Below are 370 nucleotides of genomic sequence, written 5' to 3'. Positions count from 1 at the left end.
TACATGTCGACATCCACAAGGATTACACTGTCAGGTTCTGGGCAAACAAACATTGGTTTGGATAAACAAGCTTTAAGTGGAATTCTTGGTTACAGTTGGAGACCTAGTACTAAGGTTACCAATCAACTGGATTTATTTAACATACAATATGTTAGAAATTTAGATATTCAGGATTATTTTAATGTCTACACCTCTTCATACCGAAGGTTGAACGATATTGCCCAAAGTATAAACTACAATAGTGGAAATGATTTACAAATACCAACACAAACAGATAATTTTATTGCCGACGTTTTGAGTAATAACACATCTTTATCTCCAGGTGAAGAGGATTTTAGAAGAGTTTCCGCAATTGAAGAACGGAAGAATA

The 370-nt window shown here is 34.3% G+C and carries 1 protein-coding gene; it reads left to right on the top strand.

The features are described 5' to 3' along the window. Nucleotides 1-370: hypothetical protein (locus H4O21_RS28430; RefSeq protein ID WP_502243754.1), on the top strand; the 370-nt coding region annotated here is incomplete at both ends.

Origin of the sequence: Oceanospirillum sediminis (genome assembly GCF_014164585.1) — a bacterium.
Lineage (GTDB): Bacteria > Pseudomonadota > Gammaproteobacteria > Pseudomonadales > Halomonadaceae > Oceanospirillum > Oceanospirillum sediminis.
Note: the sequence above shows the minus strand (reverse complement) of the source record. Positions and strands in the feature narration are given on the sequence as shown.